This window comes from Serratia sp. HRI (genome assembly GCF_010119335.3).
Taxonomy (GTDB): Bacteria; Pseudomonadota; Gammaproteobacteria; order Enterobacterales; family Enterobacteriaceae; genus Serratia; species Serratia nevei.
In genome coordinates, this window is the sequence record NZ_CP083690.1 from 5298851 (window position 1) to 5317986 (window position 19136).

Below are 19136 nucleotides of genomic sequence, written 5' to 3' on the forward strand. Positions count from 1 at the left end.
AATGACGACTGAACGACTGGCATTTGACCGGGGTTCGGTGCGGCAAATTGATAAGGTCGGACGGCTGCAGGTCGAACGCAGCAACATCAGCAAGGCCAACGTGTGCGGCTATTACGGGCGTGAAATCCCGAATTCCGAGGCGCTAGGACTTGAGCCCGACCGGCTGTACATGCTGTACCGCGACCCCGACGAGCTGCGCAAGGCAGCGAAAACCTTCAATAACATCCCCATCCTTTGCCGACACAAGCCTGATTACCCAGGCGCGCCCGCGCGTGAGCTTCGGGTGGGGACAACGCACGCCAACAGTGATTTTGATGGCACCTACCTAACAAACGGATTGTCGATTTGGGACAACTCCGCCATCGCCGGTATCGAGACCGACGAGCAACGAGAACTGTCATCGTCGTATGCGTACGTCGCTGACATGACCCCAGGCGTTACCCCGGATGGCGTCAAATTTGACGGCGTGATGCGGGATATCGTCGGTAACCACGTGGCGCTGGTCGGTGACGGCCGGGCCGGATCCGATGTGCTGGTATTTGATTGCCTCCCGAAGGAGTTACAAAACATGAAATTAAATCGTAAGGGTGTCGCCATGCGCGCAGCGCTGGGCGCCTATCTTAAACCTCGCCTGGCGCAAGACGCCTCGCCGAAAGACCTCACGCAATTGGTGGGCCAGCATAAACGCCCCAACGCGATCGCGAATGCGGTCAAATCCGCGTTTTCCGGCCGCCTGGCGCAGGATATGGAAATCGAGCCGGCCGAGCTTGCCGAACTGATGGAGGCCGCCGAAGAAGTGGTCGAGCCGGAAGAGAACGGGCCAGCGTTTGATACCGAAAACCCACTGGAAAGCATCCTGGCGCTGTTGTCCGACAAAGTGCCGGAGGAAGTGCTGGAAAAAATCAAAGCGGTACTGATGCCGGCTGCGGATGACACCCCGGACGATCCAGCAAAAGACCCGGTAAAACCGAATCCCGATACGGTCAGCAAACCGGCGATGGACGCGGCTATCAGGCTGGCGGCTGACAACGCCACCAAGGCGGCGGCGAAAAACTTCCAGGCGGTTCGCACCGCTGAAAGTGAGGTGCGCCCCCTGATTGGTGACGTGGTGGCGATGGACTCCGCCGAGGAGGTTTACCGCACCGCGCTCGAACAGGCCGGGATCGATATCACCGACGTACACCCAAGCGCCTTCCGCGGCATGGTGAAGTATGCCGTAGAGCAAAAACGGGCCGTCAAAGCGCCGAAACTGGCCCATGACTCCGCGGCTGCATCGTCTTTCGCTGCCGACTTCCCTACCGCCGGCAAACTTAAACGAGGTTATTAACATGTCAAGATTTCAGACGAGCATTAACCAATACCCGGCTCCGGGTATTGAGGGGGCTTTTGCCAGTAACAACCCATACACCAGCTATGTGGCCAGTGAGGGGGCATTGGTCACCGGTGCCGACGGGTTAACCATTGGGCGATTTGCCTGGGTGGTGAAGGGCGTGGCATCGAACAAAGGCACTGGCGCGCCGTCGGGGTTTGTTCCTCGCGATGGCCAGGCGTCAATCGTTAAATGGCTGGGCGCGGCGTCTAACGTGATCCAGCCGGGGCGAGAGTGCACGCTGCACACCGGCGGTGATTACTGGGCGGTTACCACGACAGCGGCCACTGTCGGCCAAAAAGTGTTTGCGTCACTGACCACCGGCGAGATTGCTACCGGTGCCGCCGGCGCGACCATTGAAGGCTTTGCGGAAACGGCATTCTCGGTGGCCAGCGCCGCGGCGGCCAAAGAACGTATCAAAATCAGCACCTGGAGCAAGTGATGAATAAATTTAAGCAGCATTACGCTACCGCCAGCCGCGATTACGGCATCATCCTGCCGGGCGCGCAGGCTTACCTGCCGCCGGAGTACGCGAGCGATTTCGCGCTGGCGATGGATGCGCAGCCTAATCTGGTAACGGTCTCAAACTCCGGCGTGCCGGCCTATTTCACCAACTACGTTGATCCAGAATTAATTCGTGTGCTGGTGACACCGATGAAAGCGGCCCAAATCCTGGGCGAAACCAAAAAGGGCGACTGGACGACGCTGACCACTCAATTCCCGATCGTGGAATCAGCCGGTGACACCAGCTCTTACGGCGACTACAACAACAACGGCATGGTAACCGCGAACGCAAACTGGGTGCCGCGTCAGAGCTACCACTACCAGACGCATACCCGCTGGGGTGAACGCGAACTGGACATGTACGGCGCGGCGCGCATCGGCTGGGCGGCGGAGTTGAATGTCGCGTCTGCCCTGGTGCTAAACAAGTTCCAGAATAAATCCTACTTCTACGGCATCGAGGGCTTGCAGAACTACGGCCTGCTGAACGATCCATCGCTGTCGGCGCCGATTACCCCGATTGACGTCGGCGGTAAGTTGAAATGGGGCGATAAGGACGCCGAGGCGATTTATAACGACATCGTCAAGCTGTACAAGCAGCTCGTCAGTCAGACCAAAGGGCATGTCGAGCGTACCGACGCGATGAAGCTGAATATGTCTCCGTTGTCGGAAGCCAACCTGACGAAGACCAACCAATACAAGGTCAACGTTGCAGACCTGCTGCAGAAAAACTTCCCGGGTATGACCATCGAAACGGCGGTGGAGTATTCCAGCGACGCGGGTGAAGTGGTTCAGCTGATTGCCGAGCGTCTCGGGGAGAACGACACCGGTTACTGTGCGTTCACTGAGAAAATGCGCGCGCACGCCGTGGTGACGGAGTCTTCAGCCTGGCACCAGAAAAAATCCGCCGGTACCTGGGGGGCGATCATTCGCCAACCGCTGGCTTACGCACAAATGTTGGGGGTTTAAAAGATGGCAGAGCAAGTAACAGTTGGCTGCAAATTGCCGAACGGTTTGGTGTTGGAAGTCGACGGCCATCAGCAGGCGGTCGCGGGTTACCGCGGCGAAGATGTGCGCATTATCGGCGGCTATGGCCTCACACCGGTCGATAAGGAACTGTGGGATGCCTGGTTGAAGATCCACAAAGATCAACCGTATGTAAAAAACGGTGTGATCTTCGCCCAGGAGAATGGCAACAGCGCCCGTGCGCAGGCCAAAGAGCAGGAAAAGTTGACGTCAGGCCTTGACCCATTGCCGCAGAACAACCCGGCGCCGGGGATCAAGCGTGATGATGAAGCGATGAATAAGGAGGAGTAATGCATGGGCGCCGTGGTTTTCAACATCAAGGCATTTCGGGCGCTTTACCCGGCGTTTGCAACGGGATGCGGATCGGCGCCAAGTGATGACCTGCTCGAGGCGCTGTTCAATCAGGCCTCGACCCTCTACCTCGATAATACCGATGAAAGCAAAGTGCAGGATCTGAAAGAGCGCGAGCAGTTATTTTTCCTGCTTGTTGCTCATCTCTGTGCGTTGCGTGGATTTGGTTCAGGACAGTCGGGCGGTCAGGGAAGCGGCCTTGTTGGCCGCATTACCAGTGCCTCAGAGGGATCGGTTTCTGTATCGGTGGACAGCGCCGGCAGTAACGATCAGTCATGGTGGTATCTGCAGACTCCCTATGGCGCGGATTATTGGCAAGCGACCGCGCCCTACAGGACGATGGTTTATCACCCGGGCTCATCGCCATCGCGCTATCCAGATCACTACTATCGGCCGGTCAGGCGGGGGCGCTAAATGGGTGCCAGTGTTCGCGGCGGTGCCGCGTTTAAAGCGCGCCTGGCGCAAATTGCCGACGGGTTGTCTTCGGGCAAGAGCCTCAAGGTGGGTTTTTTGGCCGATGCGACCTATGAAGACGGGACCCCGGTTGCGCTGGTGGCCGCCGCGAACGAGTTCGGAAAAATGGTGATGACCAAGGCCGGGGAGTCCTATTTTCAGCTGCCGCGGCCTTTTTTTCGCAACATGATTTCAGCCAACAGTGCGCAGTGGCCCGGTGAGTTTTCGCAGCTTATCCGTTCATCAAATTATGACGCGCGGTTAGCGCTTGGATTGATGGGGGAGCGGATAAAAAGCCAGCTTCAGGATTCTATCCGGGAGCTCAATTCTCCGCCGTTGGCGGAGTCGACCATTAAGCGCAAAGGGTTCGATAAGCCGCTGGTCGACACTGGCCACATGCAGAACAGCGTCGACTATGCCGTTGATGGAGGTGATGAGTGAATTTGCACGGTATTGTTTCGCGCGCCGTCGGCGCGGTTAATCCCTTCGTTGAGGCGCAGATTTATCGATCTCTCGGTGCTGAAAAACGTGAGGATTATTCCCGGGCGCCGGCCTATGACGCGCCCATTCCGATGATGGTACAAAAACAGGCTGTTACCCAGGGCGACACACGGCACCTGGACAACCTGAATATTCAGGGGGTGTTCACGTCCATCTATACGAACGGGAACTGGTGCGGTGTGAGCCGACCGAAGCAGGTCGGCGGTGACAAATTCGTCATCGCGGGCGAAACGTGGCTTGTGGTGGCGGTGCCGGAGAACTGGCCGGATTGGACGAGGGTTGTTGCATGTCTGCAAACGTAACGCTCTCGATCACTGAAAGCGATCTCTATAAAGCCCTTGGCGATTTTCTCCAGGGGCTTTTTGTTGATGCGCAGATCGAGCGCACCCAGCAAAACGGGGTGCCGATGCCACAGGGCGAATTCATCGCGATGACTTCGCTGAATTCTGCCGGTTTATCTACGGCGGTGGTGAAGTACACGCCGCCACCGGCGGCCGGAATGGGTACGCAACACATCACGCGCACCACGCGCTGGGAATGTCAGCTTGATTTCTTTGGCGACAGCGCGGAGCGAAATTCCCTGATGTTCGCCACGCTGATCCGCTCGGAGTTTGGCACCTCCGCTTTTCGCTGCTCCGGGGGCGTCTTAACGCCGCTCTACTGTAGCGATCCCCGTCAGACCACGATGATTAACGGCGAGTGGCAATACGAACCGCGCTGGACGCTGGAATTCATCGCGCAAATCAAACCGGTGGTCAGTGCGCCTCTGGCGTTCTTCGACAACGTGACCATCAAAACGACCACAACGGAGTCCATCGATGGCAATTCCAATCAGTAAAGACGTAAAAATCAAACCGGGCGTGCTATCCGCCGTGGGTAATGCGGTCGACCTCAACGGCCTGCTTTTAACCGACAGCCCTTACGTACCGATCGGCGACGTCCCTTCGTTTTCGTCACCCTCGAGCGTGGCCGATTATTTCGGTGGTAACTCTGACGAATACGTTATGGCATCCATGTATTTTCAGGGCTACAACAACGCGACAAAATCTCCGGGGGCGTTGCTGTTCGCCCGATTCAACCGCGCGCCGGCGGCCGCATGGTTGCGCAGCGGATCGTTTAAAGGGGTGACGGTCGAGAAGCTGAAAAAAATCTCCGGTACGCTCACGATCAGCATCAGCGGGAAGAATGCCAGTGCGGAAGTCAATTTCAGCGCGGTAACCAGTTTTGCGGAGGCGGCCGCCGCGTTGCAAACCTCATTGACGGCCGCCGTGGCGACGGTGGTATATGACACCACGCACAATGCCTTCATCATCACTGCTGCAGGCGCCAAGCCGGAAGCGACGACTATCGCGTATGCGACCGGCACCGCAGCGGCACCCATGAAGATGACCAGCGATCTCGGCGCCAAGATCTCCCAGGGGGCGCCGGTGGCAGTGGTTCCCGCGCTGTTCACGGCAATCATCGCCAAGTCGCAGCAGTGGGCCTCATTCTCGACCGTTTTCGAGTGCAAGGATGATGAACACCTGGCGTTGTCCGCATGGGCCAGCGCGCAGGAGGAGCGCTTTTTCTATGTGGCGTGGACCACCAACGAAAAAGCCCGAATTACGGGCAATCAGGACCACATCGCGTACAAGATCATCACCGTGAACAATTACGGGAGTGTCGTGCCGGTGTTCTGCACTCACGTGAAAAAACCTGCATCCGTATTGGGATATGCCGCTGCGCTGGACTTTACCCGCACTGAAGGGCGCGTGCCGTTCAAATTCCGCGAATACAACGGGCTGGCGGCCGATGTGACCAGCGGTGATGAGTACGACGTGCTGATCGCCAATGGCTATAACTTCTACGGCAAGTACGCCGCCAATAACATCGTCGAGGATTATTGGGCGGATGGCTCGATCACCGGCGATTTCAAATGGCTGGACAGCTTCGCCGGGCAAATTTGGCTGAACGCCAACCTGCAGGGCGCGGTGCTGGCGCTGTTCAAATCCAACAAGACGATCCCCTACAACAACGCTGGGCGCGCGCTGGTTGCAACCTCGATGACCGATGTGATCGAGCAGTTTAAAGCATGGGGCGGCATTCGTGCCGGGGTGACACTGTCCGCGGCGCAAAAACTGGAGATCAGCAACGCAGTAGGGGAAGACGTGTCGGCGACAATTTTCGCGACGGGGTACTACCTCTATGTCGGTGAAATGCTGCCGGCCCTTCGTCCTGCTCGCACCAGCCCGAACTGCGCGTTGTGGTACAGCGACGGCGGCAGCATCCAGAAATTGAATATTGCATCGACGGAGGTTCAATAATGTCCAACACCATCACTTCTGCCGACGCCATCATTACGCTGTCGGTAATGAACCTGTACCCGTCAGGCGTGCAGCTGCAGGGCTTCGCTGCGGATAATATCTACGGGACCGACGCACTGAGCCTGGCGGAAACGGTGCGCGGCGCCGACGGCAAGTTATCGGCCGGCTTCATTTACGGCAACATCAACCAGACGATCTACATTATGCCGGATTCGGAGAGCCGGGACGTGTTCGATACCTGGGCGACCACATCGCGCGCCAGCGTGGCGGTGTTCCGCTGCAATGCAACGGTTATCCTGCCGGCGCTCAAGCGCAAATATAAATGCGTGAACGGCGTGCTGAAGCAGTGGAAGGCGCTACCGGATGCCGGCCGCATTCTGCAGGCCAGCCAGGCGATCATCGAATGGGAATCCATCACTCCAGAGGCGTTTAACTGATGGCACGTAAAGAGACGTTTATCACTATCGACGCCGCCGGGCGCGATCAGGGCAAGGTTTTCTACATCAAGGAAATGTCGGCGTCACAGGCTGAATGGTGGGCTTTGCGGGCGCTCATGGCGATGGGGCGCGGCGGCGTCGAGATCCCCGATAATTTACGCAGCATGGGGATCGCGGCGATGGCTGTTGAGGGCTTAAAGGCGATTTCGAAGATCCACCCGGATGAGGCCAAGCCGCTGCTTGATGAGTTGATGACCTGTGTTCAGGCCGTGCCGAATCCAGCGGATAAAACCGTGGTCCGCCCCTTGATTGAAGCCGATATCGATGAAGTGGCCACACGCCTTAACCTGAGCGCGGAGGTGTTCAAACTGCACGTGGATTTTTTCGCTACCGCCGGCCGCTAGATATCCCGCCTCGTTTTGCCAATCCTGACAGGCCGTTTGGGCTTGTTGATTACACCAACGTCCCGCACACCATCGCCACCGTGATTTCCGCCGGCAAAGCCTCCAAGGCTGAGCTGGATGCGGTGCTTGGTGTGCAGGACTTGTGGGATTTGTTGGAAATCATCCAGGTGGACGCCCATAACGCACGCGTAATGCAGGAGGGGAAATAATGGCAATGGTACTTGACGAGCTCGTCCTCGCCCTGGGTATTGACGACAAAAACTTCAGCGCTGGCGAGCAGGCGGTAGTGGCGGGGCTTGACCGCCTGACAGCGGTCATGGAGAACGTTGCGCAGGCGTTCGACACCGGCGAGAAGAAAAGCAGCGAGGCGCTGGATAAAACCGGGAAAAAAGCCGACAAAACCGCCAAAGACATGGAAGCCAGCGGCAAAAAGGCGGCGTCGTTCTTTTCCAGTATTCGCGCCCAGGTGCTGGCGCTGGCCGGCGTCACGTTGTCGCTGGGCGGCCTCAAAAGCTTTGTTACCGGGTTCACCAGTAACCTGAACCAATTGGCGACGGCGGCCGATGCCTTTGGCATGTCGGCCAAATCGCTGGATGGCTGGACCAAGGCGGGCGAGGCGTTCGGTGTCAGTGCCAACGAGATCGTGGGCGCGTTCTCCCGCATCAACGATGCAAAGGCACGCTTAAAATCTGGCCTTGGGCTGGATCCTCAACTTCAAAGCCTGCTATTGGCCGTCAACCAGGCGGGCGCCAATATCGATCTGGGCCGGGATGGGACTGAAGATATTGTCCGCAAATTGGCAGCCGCATTTCCAAACCTGAATAAGGATCAGCAGCAGGCCTATGGCAGTGAGCTGGGGTATGGCTACGCCGCGCAGCAATGGTTCGGATCTGGCCATGCGTTGCGCGATGTTGACCGATTTACAGCGCGCTCAGGCGTTGACGATCAGTCAATCGCGGCGGCGCGGAAGTTTCGCCAGCAGTGGGCAGAGATCAGCCAGGCCTTTGAGAAAACGGGATACATCCTCTTTAACGCGCTGCTGCCTTACATCAAACAGTTCAACGCGTGGCTGAATGATCTGGCGAACTGGATGGCACAGCACCCGGATGAAATCAAAGCCGCGGTGCAGGGCGTGTTCGATGTTCTGTCGAACATTGTTGGTGTCGCCGGTGAAGCCGCCAATGCGGTAGGAGGCTGGCAGAACGCCATTCTGCTGCTGGTTAGCGCATCGGTGGGTGGCAAGCTGCTTTCCCTGTTTAAAGGTCTCAGCGGGGCGCTGATGGGGCCTGCTGGCCTTATTGCAGCTCTGGTGGCGCTTGAGGAGTTTGTTGTTAAACCCCTCGAGGAAAAATACCCTGCGCTGAAAAATAACCCCGTTGCGGATGCCCTGAACAATCTGCCATTCAGTGACAAGGTAGAGGAGTGGGGAAAATCCGCTCGCGATTGGGTTAAGGATACATTCAGGATCAATCTGCCATTCAGTGACAAGGTAGAGGAGTGGGGAAAATCCGCTCACGATTGGGTTAAGGATACATTCGGGATCAATCTTCCGCGTGGTGATGGTTACGGGCAAGGCCAGGCTCCGACGCAGTTTGCTCAATCTGTACGCCGGCCACAGCCAACAAAGGCCGGTGAGGAAATGCTGGCGTGGCTGCAGCCGAAACTCAGCAAGCTGGAGGAAACGTTCGGGCTCCCTGCCGGGCTGCTGCGCAGCATGGTGATCACGGAGTCAGGCGGCGATACTCAGGCTGTATCGAAAGCGGGCGCCAAAGGGCCGTTTCAGTTCATGCCAGGCACGGCGAAGGACTTCGGGCTGGTCGGCGATGACGTTTTTGATCCGGAGAAATCAGCCCATGCTGCAGCGCGCTACATGTCGCAGCTGCTGAAAATGTTCGATGGTGATCTGGGTAAGGCGCTGGCGGCGTATAACTGGGGCCAGGGTAATGTTGAGCGCAAAGGGCTCGGCGCGGCCCCGCAGGAAACGCGGGAATACGTGCCGAAGGTGTTGTCGAATTTGCCTCAGCCAGGCGCAGGCATGGCGGCGCAGGCGCGCCAGCCGCTCGGCGGTTCGCAATCCACGATCACCGAAACAACCCATATCGGCACTCTGCAGGTGAATTCGCCGGCAGACAGCACGAAAGGGATCATCGACGACGCAAGGCAAAAAATTAATCGCTCCAGCCTTGTGGGCGCGTATGCATCGGGAGTATCGACATGAGGTTTTCCCTGAATCAGGCCACTGTACTGAATGCTGTGCGGGGCGGTGGCCTGCTGTCTGTCGTTAACAGCGTGCTGGCACCGGGATACGGAATTTATTATGCCTCCGGCGCCAGTGTTGGCACGAAGCCCTTTTCGCCAACGTCATTTGTCGTTATCGAAGTGGGGGGCGAAGCGTCGATCACTACTGCACCGATCGAGCGAGGTGGTTACACGTCGTTCAACAAGGTGCAGCGGCCGGCAGAATTACACATTACGTTTACCGTGGAGGGCTGGACAGGGTTTTCAGGCGGGCTTCCGAACCTGACCAATCTCACGCTGACATCCCGCTCGGACGTGCTGGCCACCCTGGAGACGATGCGAACAACGGCGGAGGTTTATGACATCGAAACCCCCGACAAAACCTATTCGTCCTATGACCTGACCAAATACGATTATCGGATCCGAAGCGACGGCGGCCCGACGTTGCTTACGGTAACGGCGGTTTTTCAGGACGTGCAGGACGTGGCCGAGGTGACCGTCAGCAGCGAGACATCGCAGGCCGACACTACCAATAATCAAATCACCCAGGGAGCGAGCGCCAAAACGGAGCTCGTTACCTCTTCAACGAGTGGTTCCACCCTTTCTGATGTGAAGAAAGCGATCTCCGGCGTGCAGCGCTCGGCGTCGGAATTGGTTGGGAACATTGCCGATAAGGTTTCGTCAGCGGTCGAGGATGTGACCAAACCTCTCGGAGAGGTCACCGTCAGCGCGACGCAAAAGTTGGATGCAGCGGTCAAGCAATTGGCGGGGAGTTTAACCTGATGCTGGAAATTGTACTCAAGCCCCTCAAGTCTCAACGGTTCACCGTCTCCCTGAATAATCAGGCCTGTGAAATTCGTCTGGCACAGCGTACCACGGGGCTATATATCGATCTTACCGTTAACGGCACTCCCTGCCTGCAGGGGGTGTTGTGCCTGAACGGCAACAAGATCGTGCGTTACGGCTATCTGCCATTCGCCGGCGAATTATTTTTCGCTGACCTGGCGGGAAACGCGGATCCTGAATGGTCCGGCCTGGGTGAGCGTTTCAAACTTTACTACCTTGCGCCGGAGGAAATGCCGTGAGCTATCAACAACGGGATATCAGGGTGGAGTTTACCCTGGCAGAGGGGCGAACGTTTGACGATCGGGGTAACGTGCTTACCGTCAAAAATGCGCGCTGTTATATAAGCCTGGCGGCGTATGGCGGGATTGCTGGCACGCAAATTACGCTTTATCTGTGGGGGCTCGTGGCCCAGCAGATGGCGGCGCTGAGCTACAAAGGGATTTGGATCGATGGGGCCAAGCCTAATCGGATCCGCGTATGGGCTGCTGACCGCCTGATTTTCGAAGGGTTTATCAGTGATGCATATGCGGATTACAACCAGGCGCCGGATGTGCCGCTAATTATTACGGCGAACATGATGTTTTATCTGCGGGCGAAAAAGGTGTCGCCATTCAGCGCGAAAGGCCCCGTCTCGATCGATGACATTTTGATGCCAATGGCATCATCAGTGGGGCTGAAATATGAGAATCAGGGCGTTAAACGCACGCTGCCCGATCCGTATTTCCAGGGAGATATCACGCAGCAGATGATCGAGGCGGCACGGGCTGTTGATGCCGAGATCGATATCAACGTGGAGAAGGTGACGATCTGGCCAAAGGGAGTATCCCGAAAAGAGCCGGCATTGTTCGTTTCTCCCGACCACGGATTAATCGGATATCCCATTTTTACCAATGTTGGGCTGAGCATTTCATGTCTGTTCTGTCCTGATATTTTTATTGGTCGCAAATTGTCGTTGGTGACCTCACTCCCGAACGCCAGCGGCCGCTATGCGGTGCTCGGTGCAATGCACACGTTAACCTCATGGATTGAGGGCGGCCAATGTTCAACATCCTGCGAATTGTTGCGGCAACCCGGGGGCTGATATGGAGAATTTTCATGTAAACGGCTCCGATCTGAATGGTGATATCAACGCGCAGGACTTCGTTATGCGCCAGTTTCTGGGGCGTCATGCGTTTATCACGTTGGGTAGGGTGATCAATGCCAATGGGGAGCACGTGGACATTCGCCCTATGGTGATGGCCGTCGCTGGCGACGGCTCACCTATCCCGCATGAGGTGATTTACAACGTGCCGGTATGGCGTCTACAGGGTGGCCAAAGTGCGGTGATTATGCCACCGAAAGCCGGTGATATTGGGTTCATAGCGATTTGCGATCGGGATATCAGCGGGGTTAAAGCCACGCGCCAGCCCGCGATGCCCGGTTCAAGGCGCACGCACAGCCTGTCAGATGCGATCTATCTGGGTGGTGTGCTGAATGGTGACCCGGTGCAATTTGTCGAGTTTGCCGATCAGCAGATCAATGTAACTTCACCCTGGAAAATTACGCTGAATGCGCCGGATGTTGAAACCAATGCATCGAAGCGCTTTGCCGTTAACTCGCCGGAAATCGCACTGAACGGCGCGACCGAGGTGAGCCAGAAGTTTACAGCCAAAGGCAAAGCGGAACTGTCCGCCGGCGCCACGATTAGTGGCATCGAGTTTGGTGACCACGTGCATGGTGGCGTGCAATCAGGCAGCGCGCAGACGAATAAACCGCAATAGGGGGCATGATGCAAACTCGCTCACTTCTTCTCGATACGAATACCTGGGATCTGATGCTGGACGACAAAGGCAACCTGGCGGTCACGGACAATCCTTATGCGGTGGCGCAGGATGTGGCGTGCGCCTGCAGCACTTTCCTTGGCGAGTGTTGGTATGACAACACGCTCGGAATTCCTTATTACCCGCGGATCCTCGGCCATTGGCCCGGCACGCAGCTGATTAACACCAAAATGCAGCAGGAGGCGATGAAACTGCCGACGGTCTCCAGCGCGCTGTGTACGGCAGTCTCTGATGGCGATCGCCGCATTGGTGGCGTAATGACGATCACCGATACCAATTTCAACGATTACACGGTGCTGTTATGACGGATGAAAACACCAATTACACAACTGCGGTACCGGCGGTTACGTTTTCAAAAACGGGGCTGCTGGTGCCGGATGAGGTGGACATACTAAACGGCCGGTTAACCGATTTCTCCACCGCGCTGGGGAGCTCGATGGGGACCAGTCTGACAAGCCCACAGGGGCAGCTGGCGATGAGCGATTCGGCCATCATCGCCGATAAGAACGATCAGTTGCTGGCGATCGCGAACCAGGTGAACGCGGACTACAGCAGCGGCAGGTTTCAGGATGCGATTGGCCGGGTTTATTTCCTCGACCGCATCGGTGCCACCGGCACGACAGTAACCGGGACGTGCTCAGGGCTGGTGGATACGCTGATCCCTGCTGGAAGCCTGGCACAGGATGAAGCAGGGTATCTCTACGCCAGCCTTTCCGATGCAACGATCGGCGCCGCCGGTAGCGTTGATGTGGTTTTCCAGAACCTCACGACAGGCCCGATCGGTTGCCCCATTGGTGCGCTCAGCAAGGTCTACAAAGCGATCCCTGGCTGGTCAGGTGTGACCAACCGCGCCGCCGGGGTGCCGGGCAACAATGAGGAGAGCAGAGCCGACTTTGAGCACCGCCGACGCAATTCCGTTGCCAACAATGCCCGGAATACATTGAACGCGATCCGCGGCGAGATCCTCGCAAAAGTTCCCAACGTAGTGGACGTATACGTTACGCATAACCCGACCCCGGTAGACAGACAAGTCGGCCCATCCAAATATACATTGAAGAAAAATTCGTTCTACGTTGGCGTATATGGTGGAAAGGCTGAGGATATCGCGGATGCTATCTGGCGCAAGGCGCCGCCCGGTGTCGACATGAATGGTGATTCTTCATACACGATTGCAGATACCGACGGCTATGAGCCGCCATATCCGGAGTATGTGATCACCTGGCAGGGGTTGAAGCCGGTGAGCGTGTCAGTGAGGGTTATCCTGAGAAAAAGCGAATATTTACCATCGGACATTACCGATCAGGTAAAGAGTAAAGTGATTGCGGCATTCAATGGCGCTGATGGGGGCAATCGAGCGCGTGCAGCGGCTGCGCTGGCCGCCGGGCGATTCTATGCGGGCATTTACAGCATTGACCCTTCAAACATCGATATTCTCAGCCTAGCGCTGAGCAGGAATGGTAACGCCTTTTCCTCATCCCTCCAGTTTGGTATCGACGAAATTCCGACGCTGGATCCGAACAATATCAGCGTATAGCTGCAGGAGGTCTAAATTGCAGAATGTGGCCGCCACTGTGCTCGCACAGTACGCCGCCAGCCCCCGCCTTAACGCCCTGATCGGCAGCTTCAACGAAGCCGTTTCCCCCGAAAAGTTCGTCGATGATTTTTACGATCTGATCTGGAACATCAAAACCGCAGAGACCTATGGCCTCGATGTGTGGGGAAAAATTGTGGACGTAAGCCGGCGGCTAACGGTCGACGACGACTTTAATTATTTGGGGTTCAGTGAGGCGCGGCTGGATACGCCAACGCGGACAGATCCCCGCCCATTTGACCAGGCGCCGTTCTATAGCGGTGAGAGCACAACGCAGACCATTGAACTTGCGGACCCGATCTATCGCCGTCTGATCATGATGAAAGCCATGAGCAATATCACTGATTGCTCAATACCGAATATCAATCGGATGTTGCGTTACATGTTCGGCGATCGGGGGCGCGCCTATATCAAGAATGATGGCGGAATGAAGATGAGCTATGTATTCGAGTTTAAACTGTCGACCGCAGAGCTGGCCATCGTCCAATCTTCCGGCGCGCTACCGGCGCCACCAGGTATTAACGTTTCGATAATTCAGAAGGCATAACATGAAACTGACAGATAAACCGCGTCAGATTGCAGTGCCGTTCGCCAGCGGTACTGCTGACAAAAACACGATCCCCAATAACGCCACGCAGGAAACCAAGGAAAAGGGCAAAGCTGCCTATGACTCTGGCTTTCCGCCACTCACAATGACAGCGTTCGCGGCCGGCGGTATCCCGCCGCACGGGAAGGATTTCAACGGACTGCTGAACGACATCACCGTGGCGATCCGCTTTTCTCAGGCCGGCGGCCAGTACACCTTTGATTCGGCATTTACCTCGGCGATCGGCGGCTATCCCCGTGGCGCGATGGTGTTGAGTTCCGATGGTTCGAAAATCTGGTGGAATACGGTTGATTCAAACACCACTGATCCGGATGGCGCCAGTGCCGCAGGTTGGAAAAATCTGCTGGCGGATCCCAATGGGCTGTTTCTTCAAAAGTCGCAAAACCTGGCGGATTTGCAAAATAAAGCGGAAGGGCGGAAAAACCTTGAGCTAGGCACTGCTGCGACGAAAAACGTCGGCACTGGCAGTGGTAATGTGATGGAAATGGGTACGGCGGGTTTGGGTGTCGGGCCAATAGCCAAAAACGACGCTTACAGTAACATCGCGCAGTTTTACCGCGTAAATGCTTCGGCAGCCAATAAGCCCCCAGCGGTGTCCGGGAACGTATCAGCTGGCGTTGTATGCTTGCCTATGGATGCCGCACCGTCCTCAGGCTACGTTGCTGTTGTTGGCGGTAATATGGCTGCGTATGTTGGTGTTTCTCAAGCGGAGGCTGGTGGGATTACCTGGGCGAGAATTTATACTGATAAGTTTAAACCTACTGCTGCTGATATTAATGCTGTTGCTAAGGCTGGCGACACCATGACGGGGCAATTATTCACCCCCGCTGTTGCTACAACGCCAGGAGCAATTCCGTGGGGAGCAGGTGCTTTTTCCGAACAATTGAACACCCAAGCACCATTCTTTCAACCTAATTGGCAGTGGCCCGTATCTTCCGGCGGTCTTTATGTGCCGATTGCTAAAGGTGTTGCGACCAGGCAAGGGCAAGGTTATCCATCCGCAGTGAGTTTTGGATATTTGCTCGGTGGCACGCCAAGTTTTGCTCAAGCCTGTATCCATGTGAAGGGAGATAATGCCGACTATAATTGGAAATTTGACTCCAATAGTGGGAACTTTTATTGTCCAGGCGGAGTTTATGCAAATAATGCTATCTTTCATGTCGACGGGAATATTACCGGTAGTATCTGGGGCGGCTATCTCAGTAACTGGCTGAATCAAAATATTTCTAACGCTCAAAATAACGCGCAAAACTGGGCTTATCAAAATCTTGTCCAAAACGTCAGGCTTACTGGGCGAATTAACCGACCTGATACTGGCGGCCAGATAAGGGTTCCTGATGGTTGCGTGTTTACCGGAATGTCGGGGGCCAACTATGACCCTTCAATTTGGGCATCATATTCTTACGTCCAAGTCTTCATTAATGGCTCTTGGCGAAATATAGGGACTTCTTGATCATGGTTAAATTTGAAAACTTCGCTATTTACAAACCTGAGTTCAAATCCACCGAAGAGGATGAGCCAGAATATAGGCCTGATATTCTTTACGCCAGAGATAAAAATGGGCGTGACTGGTACGATTGTCAGGCTGATTTTAGTTCTGAAACGCTGAAGGTCATGTATGACGATAATGGCGTTATCGTCTGCATATCTAAAGACGTCACAGCAATTTTCCCTCCTGGTTTCTCAGTAGCAGAGGTGGCGATTAGCGAAACTCCACCTGAAGCGTGCAACGATATGACGTGGGTATATTGTGACGGAAGGGTGATTAAGCGCACCTACAGCTCTGCCGAAAAGCGCAAGATGGTACAGGGGGAGAAAGAGCGTCGTATTGCGTGTGTTAACCAGGTTACGCAGACCCTCAATAGTAAGTTGCTATTGGGTATGGCTACAGATGCAGAGAAAGCCAAGTTGCGGACATGGATGGACTACGTTAACGAGATCGAGAAGATCAGCGATGACGCAGACCCTGAAAAAATCGTGTGGCCAGCGGTGCCAGAGAAACAATGATAAAAGCCGGGGATTAACCCGGCTCATTAGTTTAAATCGACAGCGTGCGCCCCAGCGGCGCGCGCTCACACCACCTATCTTTATACGCCTCCGTCGGCTTGCCGAAGGAATAGCGCATCTCCTTTCCTTCCCGTTCGCATAACTCGTATGCGGCCCGAACGTTTAACCAGGTGACAATCGTCCCAGGGCAAAAACCATTATGTTCGCGGTCATATCCACCATTCACATAATCAAAGCAGATCCATTCTGGACTGTCTGCGCGAGTAATTAATTGAAAAGCACACGGTTTGCCGTTATAGAACAGCACAAAGCCGAATAACATTTCACGCAGTGACGTGATCATTTCCATCATTTGACGTTTGTTTCCGGGCTCATGCCCCCAACGTTTGGCATACAGTTCAAAGTAAATATCTACAATTTGAACGGGTGTTAATAACGCCTGGTCTACTACTTCACCACCTGAATTCAGGAATTTTTTTAGCTCGCGGTTTCGACTGTTTTTTGTTGATGATGAATATCCACCCTTGCCGCAGGTTTTAGCCAGGCAAATTTCACGCTGACTATTAAGCGAAAACGTGGAGTTCAATGCCGAACGACCGTTTAAGGATGACAGGATTTTAGAGCGGTAAGGGATCCATGTTTTAACTCTGCTGCTAATTGGTAAAATCATTTCGTCTTTGTTAAACGGGAACATATCAATCCCGGATTTTTTCGACTGGCGTCCGACGATAGCGATCTCTTTTCTTCCATTGGTACACATGCCGCCGAGCAGTGAGCCATTGGAATCCCGTTTGATGTAGTATTTGTGGCGTAAGTTAAGCTGACGTTGCATAAAGGATAAAACGTCAGGGTGAGTCACAAAACTGCCGCCATAAAGGCTATAACATGCTCTATATTCTTCTGCTGTGCCTATGCGCCAACCAGTCGCATAAGAAATAAATTCCCGTATCATAATTTTGTTAGTTTCCTATATTATACTGCGCCATTATATGCTAAATGGTCTTGGTTTTTGAAGTGCTATTGTTCGACGTGGCCGCTTGGAAACGACCAATATTACGATGATCGGTCATTTGATTTGAGTAAGGTTGCGGGGCAAATTAGGGGCAAAACATGATAAAAAGGGCATTAAATTTGTAGCTTGGGGTACCTCAGTATGCTTGCGTGGGTTTCGCAACTTCTTGTTATAAAAATAAAATATTGCAATTCAGAGAGTTGTGATTATTGCTAGCTTACATTCAGGTTGTACTGCTCTTTTTGGCTAACGGATTGCTTTTCTGACATTTAAATCGTGCTCATTCTCAATGGGGGGCACTAGGGGCATGGCGTTGTAGACCGCGAGTTTACCATTCAACCGGCCAATTTTGATCATTATTCATCATCCAGCTTCCACGCGCCCGACGCGAGGCCTGTATGGTACGGATTGCGCGCAGGAATGCCAGCAGGTTTTAGCGACAGATTCGTCCAGACGGAGACTGCAGGATCGGAATAACGTTTGGGGCAGGGCGTGCAGAGCTAAAAACGGCTGGCGGTTTACACCGCCAGCGTGCGTCCCAGCGGTGCGCGCTCGCACCAGCGGTCTTTATACGGCGCCGTTGGTTTGCCGAAGGAATAGCGCATTTCCTTACCTTCTCGCTCGCATAGCTCATAGGCGGCCCGCACGTTTAACCAGGTGACGATGGTTCCAGGACAAAAACCATCCTGTTCGCGATCATACCCCCCGTTGACATAGTCAAAGCAAATCCATTTGGGGCTGTCCGCCCTGGTTATGAACTGGAATGCACAGGGCTGGCCGTTATAAAACAACACATAGCCGAATATCATGTCACGCAGCGACGTAATCATATCAACCATTTGTTGCTTGTTATCGGGTTTGACTCCCCAACGCCTCTCAAACAGCTCCAAATAAATGTCCGCTAGCTGGTTCGGCGTTAATAGCGCCTGATCCACGACATCGCCTCCGGAATTTAGGAATTTTTTTAATTCGCGGTTTCTGCTGTTCTTGGTCGATGATGAATAGCCGCCCTTGCCGCAGGTTTTTGCGAGGCATATCTCTCTTTGACTATTCAGCGAAAACGTTGAGTTAATAACGGAATGGCCATTGATGGAAGAAAGGATTTTAGACCGATAGGGAATAAGCGTTTTAATCCGACGATTGATCGGTAAAATCATTTCGTCTTTATTGAACATGAAGCTATCGATGCCGATTTTTTTAGAAGCTCGGCCAACGATGGCGATTTCTTTATTAGCATTGGTGCAGAAACCACCGAGGAGCGCACCATTGGGGGCGTGCATGACGTAGTACTTATGACGCAGATTTAACTGACGTTGCATGAAGTTTAAAACGTCAGGATGAGTGACAAAACTGCCGCCATAAAGGTTGTAACATGCTCTATATTCTTCTGCTGTGCCTTTACGCCACCCCCCGGCGAAAGAAAGTAATTTTCGTATCATGATTATTTTTTATCGTCAGTATTCAGCGGCAGGGAGTATACACGCCATCAACACAAAAATTAAGGGGTACAGCTCGCATTTTTATGCTTATTGCCGTTTTGGTTAAATATTAGCATTCAGAATGTCAATTCTTGAAAACGATAACCATCACTGTTGATTATTTGTTGATAAGTAAGTTTTGTTGTTAACGTTTCACGGGCGGTAAGAGAACAGGGCGCGAATCGCTCGCGC

The 19136-nt window shown here is 54.5% G+C and carries 23 protein-coding genes; 21 read left to right on the plus strand and 2 right to left on the minus strand.

Annotated elements, in window-relative coordinates:
• Nucleotide 1: 1 nt before the first annotated feature.
• The 21 genes from GF111_RS25420 to GF111_RS25520 all read left to right on the plus strand — a co-directional run bounded on the left by GF111_RS25420 (nucleotide 2) and on the right by GF111_RS25520 (nucleotide 16454).
• A complete protein-coding gene (locus GF111_RS25420; RefSeq protein WP_047730611.1) occupies nucleotides 2–1327 on the plus strand; it encodes a DUF2213 domain-containing protein in 1326 nt (441 codons plus the stop codon).
• A 1-nt stretch (nucleotide 1328) separates the two neighbouring features.
• Nucleotides 1329–1811: a hypothetical protein gene (locus GF111_RS25425; protein WP_047730612.1), complete on the plus strand. Its 483-nt coding sequence runs from the start codon at nucleotides 1329–1331 to the stop codon at nucleotides 1809–1811.
• Complete coding sequence (locus tag GF111_RS25430) at nucleotides 1811–2839, plus strand: DUF2184 domain-containing protein (RefSeq protein ID WP_047730613.1); 1029 nt, start codon at nucleotides 1811–1813, stop codon at nucleotides 2837–2839. Before GF111_RS25425 ends, GF111_RS25430 begins: the two co-directional genes overlap by 1 nt.
• Before the next feature lie 3 nt (nucleotides 2840–2842).
• Nucleotides 2843–3187 (plus strand): hypothetical protein, encoded by a 345-nt coding sequence (locus GF111_RS25435; RefSeq protein WP_047730614.1) that lies wholly within the window; start codon nucleotides 2843–2845, stop codon nucleotides 3185–3187.
• Between the two features lie 3 nt (nucleotides 3188–3190).
• On the plus strand, nucleotides 3191–3661 hold the full coding sequence (locus tag GF111_RS25440; protein WP_038875751.1) for a DUF4054 domain-containing protein: 471 nt from the start codon (nucleotides 3191–3193) through the stop codon (nucleotides 3659–3661).
• Nucleotides 3662–4141, plus strand: a complete 480-nt coding sequence (locus GF111_RS25445) for a hypothetical protein (protein WP_038875748.1) — start codon at nucleotides 3662–3664, stop codon at nucleotides 4139–4141. It begins immediately after the preceding gene.
• A complete protein-coding gene (locus tag GF111_RS25450; RefSeq protein ID WP_047730615.1) occupies nucleotides 4138–4503 on the plus strand; it encodes a hypothetical protein in 366 nt (121 codons plus the stop codon). Before GF111_RS25445 ends, GF111_RS25450 begins: the two co-directional genes overlap by 4 nt.
• Nucleotides 4488–5039, plus strand: a complete 552-nt coding sequence (locus GF111_RS25455; RefSeq protein WP_047730616.1) for a hypothetical protein — start codon at nucleotides 4488–4490, stop codon at nucleotides 5037–5039. Before GF111_RS25450 ends, GF111_RS25455 begins: the two co-directional genes overlap by 16 nt.
• Complete coding sequence (locus GF111_RS25460) at nucleotides 5020–6504, plus strand: DUF3383 domain-containing protein (protein ID WP_047730617.1); 1485 nt, start codon at nucleotides 5020–5022, stop codon at nucleotides 6502–6504. The genes GF111_RS25455 and GF111_RS25460 overlap by 20 nt, the downstream gene beginning before the upstream one ends.
• On the plus strand, nucleotides 6504–6941 hold the full coding sequence (locus tag GF111_RS25465; RefSeq protein WP_038875737.1) for a hypothetical protein: 438 nt from the start codon (nucleotides 6504–6506) through the stop codon (nucleotides 6939–6941). Before GF111_RS25460 ends, GF111_RS25465 begins: the two co-directional genes overlap by 1 nt.
• Nucleotides 6941–7345, plus strand: a complete 405-nt coding sequence (locus GF111_RS25470; RefSeq protein WP_047730618.1) for a hypothetical protein — start codon at nucleotides 6941–6943, stop codon at nucleotides 7343–7345. The genes GF111_RS25465 and GF111_RS25470 overlap by 1 nt, the downstream gene beginning before the upstream one ends.
• Before the next feature lie 208 nt (nucleotides 7346–7553).
• Entirely contained in the window at nucleotides 7554–9563 is a 2010-nt protein-coding gene (locus GF111_RS25475; RefSeq protein ID WP_047730620.1) for a transglycosylase SLT domain-containing protein, read from the plus strand.
• Nucleotides 9560–10366, plus strand: a complete 807-nt coding sequence (locus GF111_RS25480) for a phage baseplate protein (RefSeq protein WP_047730621.1) — start codon at nucleotides 9560–9562, stop codon at nucleotides 10364–10366. Before GF111_RS25475 ends, GF111_RS25480 begins: the two co-directional genes overlap by 4 nt.
• Nucleotides 10366–10668, plus strand: a complete 303-nt coding sequence (locus GF111_RS25485; protein WP_047730622.1) for a hypothetical protein — start codon at nucleotides 10366–10368, stop codon at nucleotides 10666–10668. The genes GF111_RS25480 and GF111_RS25485 overlap by 1 nt, the downstream gene beginning before the upstream one ends.
• Complete coding sequence (locus GF111_RS25490; protein ID WP_038875720.1) at nucleotides 10665–11510, plus strand: hypothetical protein; 846 nt, start codon at nucleotides 10665–10667, stop codon at nucleotides 11508–11510. The genes GF111_RS25485 and GF111_RS25490 overlap by 4 nt, the downstream gene beginning before the upstream one ends.
• Before the next feature lies 1 nt (nucleotide 11511).
• Nucleotides 11512–12189 carry a Gp138 family membrane-puncturing spike protein gene (locus GF111_RS25495; RefSeq protein ID WP_047730623.1) on the plus strand — a complete coding sequence of 226 codons (678 nt, stop codon included), beginning with the start codon at nucleotides 11512–11514 and terminating at the stop codon, nucleotides 12187–12189.
• Nucleotides 12190–12194: 5 nt separating this feature from the next.
• Nucleotides 12195–12554, plus strand: coding sequence for a hypothetical protein (locus GF111_RS25500; RefSeq protein WP_224217779.1), 360 nt, complete (start codon nucleotides 12195–12197; stop codon nucleotides 12552–12554).
• The gene (locus GF111_RS25505; RefSeq protein ID WP_047730624.1) at nucleotides 12551–13783 is read left to right on the plus strand and encodes a baseplate J/gp47 family protein; all 1233 of its coding nucleotides are present in this window, start codon (nucleotides 12551–12553) and stop codon (nucleotides 13781–13783) included. Before GF111_RS25500 ends, GF111_RS25505 begins: the two co-directional genes overlap by 4 nt.
• 16 nt (nucleotides 13784–13799) lie before the next feature.
• Nucleotides 13800–14387 (plus strand): DUF2612 domain-containing protein, encoded by a 588-nt coding sequence (locus tag GF111_RS25510; RefSeq protein WP_047730625.1) that lies wholly within the window; start codon nucleotides 13800–13802, stop codon nucleotides 14385–14387.
• Between the two features lies 1 nt (nucleotide 14388).
• Entirely contained in the window at nucleotides 14389–15900 is a 1512-nt protein-coding gene (locus tag GF111_RS25515) for a hypothetical protein (protein WP_224217780.1), read from the plus strand.
• Nucleotides 15901–15902: 2 nt separating this feature from the next.
• A complete protein-coding gene (locus GF111_RS25520; RefSeq protein WP_147191538.1) occupies nucleotides 15903–16454 on the plus strand; it encodes a tail fiber assembly protein in 552 nt (183 codons plus the stop codon).
• Nucleotides 16455–16485: 31 nt separating this feature from the next.
• Here GF111_RS25520 and GF111_RS25525 read toward each other — a convergent pair whose 3' ends face one another.
• Nucleotides 16486–17406, minus strand: coding sequence for a GNAT family N-acetyltransferase (locus tag GF111_RS25525; RefSeq protein ID WP_147191540.1), 921 nt, complete (start codon nucleotides 17404–17406; stop codon nucleotides 16486–16488).
• A 578-nt stretch (nucleotides 17407–17984) separates the two neighbouring features.
• Entirely contained in the window at nucleotides 17985–18905 is a 921-nt protein-coding gene (locus GF111_RS25530) for a GNAT family N-acetyltransferase (protein WP_038880339.1), read from the minus strand.
• Nucleotides 18906–19136 lie beyond the last annotated feature (231 nt).